The organism is Bariatricus sp. HCP28S3_A7 (genome assembly GCF_052066375.1).
Taxonomy (GTDB): Bacteria; Bacillota; Clostridia; order Lachnospirales; family Lachnospiraceae; genus Allocoprococcus.
Genome location: NZ_JBQHSG010000074.1, coordinates 1 through 1,546 on the forward strand (window position 1 = coordinate 1; position 1,546 = coordinate 1,546).

Below are 1,546 nucleotides of genomic sequence, written 5' to 3' on the forward strand. Positions count from 1 at the left end.
ATTACATCATCTATCACTTTCCGGCGATATTTCACAACCATAATCAAATGATAATATAACAAAAATACTGAATGTGCATTATTATCCAAATCCATATTATAATCAATCCTTCCCTTTATTCGACTGATTATATTATACCACACCCGGCACCTTAGAACAAGTGTTCTCTCATATTTTTTGCAATTCATCTCGCCACCTAAAGAGGTGGGAGAATTCTTGCTATATCTTGTTAAAGCATTCTGCAATAAGAAAACTATCGATTTATCTCACCGAGGTGGAGTATTTATGTTAAAGCATATGGGCAACAGAACCTTTTATGACAACATCTCTTTCACACAAATACTCCGATAATCACTCGGTGATATTTTATATCTTTCTTTAAATACTCGGTTAAATGTTCTCTGACTTTCAAATCCACTATCCAGACAAATGTTTGTAATAGAATCACTCGTATTTTCCAAACGATGGCATGCATAGTTCAGCCTTGCATCGTTAAGATATTGATTAAAGTTTCTATGGAATGTTTTAGAAAAGAGTCTGGATAAAACATATTTGCTCACCCCCAGGTCTTTTGCCATCTCTTCCAACGAAAACCTCTTCTTGAAATTTGCTGATATATAGGAAACCGTCTGGTAAATAAGATCATTGCTCCCCACATTACTCTTTTCTACCAAATTTAATTTTCCTATGCAGCGTGCCAACACAATTTGAAGATATGCCTGTGCAACAGTAATATCCGACTGTTCTGTCTCTAAAATTGCATTTATAACCCTATATACCTCCGGTTCAACCTTTTCCGCTTTGATGATTGGGTATTCAGGAGCCATGGATTGCATGATATCTGCAAATTTGGCTATCGTAAATGGCGATGCAATCAGATAAGTCGCTTTATTTACACCGGGTGTCAGTACCTGATAGTGATGAATAACATCTGGAAATACAAAGCCTATATCTCCTTTTTCCATATGGTATAGTTCCTGTCCGACACCAAGTTCTAATGATCCACTTGTTACACAAACGATCTCCAGTGCATTATGAAGATGTGGTTCAATATGTTTTGACTTCTTATTTACCGCTATGATCTCCTCTTTTGTGTCAACATATTTTAACGGCATGAAATACTCCCCTTTGCAACATTTGTCTATATCTTCTTTCGATTTGGCAAGCAATCCTTTTACATCTATCCTATAATCAACTTGTAAATAAGGAAAGGAGGAATTGCAAATGAGCAATCTAAAAAAATATCTGAATGACCTTTTAGTATTCTACGCTGAATATTTTGAGCATCCTTACCATGTATAAATACTAAAAGGACTATTTTGTGAAAACTGAATATTTTTCTTAAGGCCATTTCACAAAAATGAAGTGGTCCTTTTTTTATTTTCAAAATACAGCTCTATCACTTTATATATATAACTAAGACTTCCCATACCCCAAATGGGATTTGTACCTTGAAAATTCAATATTTCAGCTAATAAAATAGCGATTTATGCCACTGCAACCTGTGTATGAAGCGCATCGCGCAGATATTCTGGAAGTCTGCTCT

1 protein-coding gene and 1 pseudogene are annotated in these 1,546 nt (G+C 35.1%); both read right to left on the minus strand.

The window, feature by feature from the left end:
* Positions 1-188, minus strand: a pseudogene (locus ACTNA4_RS16010) (hypothetical protein); the annotation flags it as partial.
* A gap of 126 nt (positions 189-314) precedes the next feature.
* A complete protein-coding gene (locus tag ACTNA4_RS16015) occupies positions 315-1,115 on the minus strand; it encodes an AraC family transcriptional regulator (RefSeq protein WP_441031160.1) in 801 nt (266 codons plus the stop codon).
* Positions 1,116-1,546 lie beyond the last annotated feature (431 nt).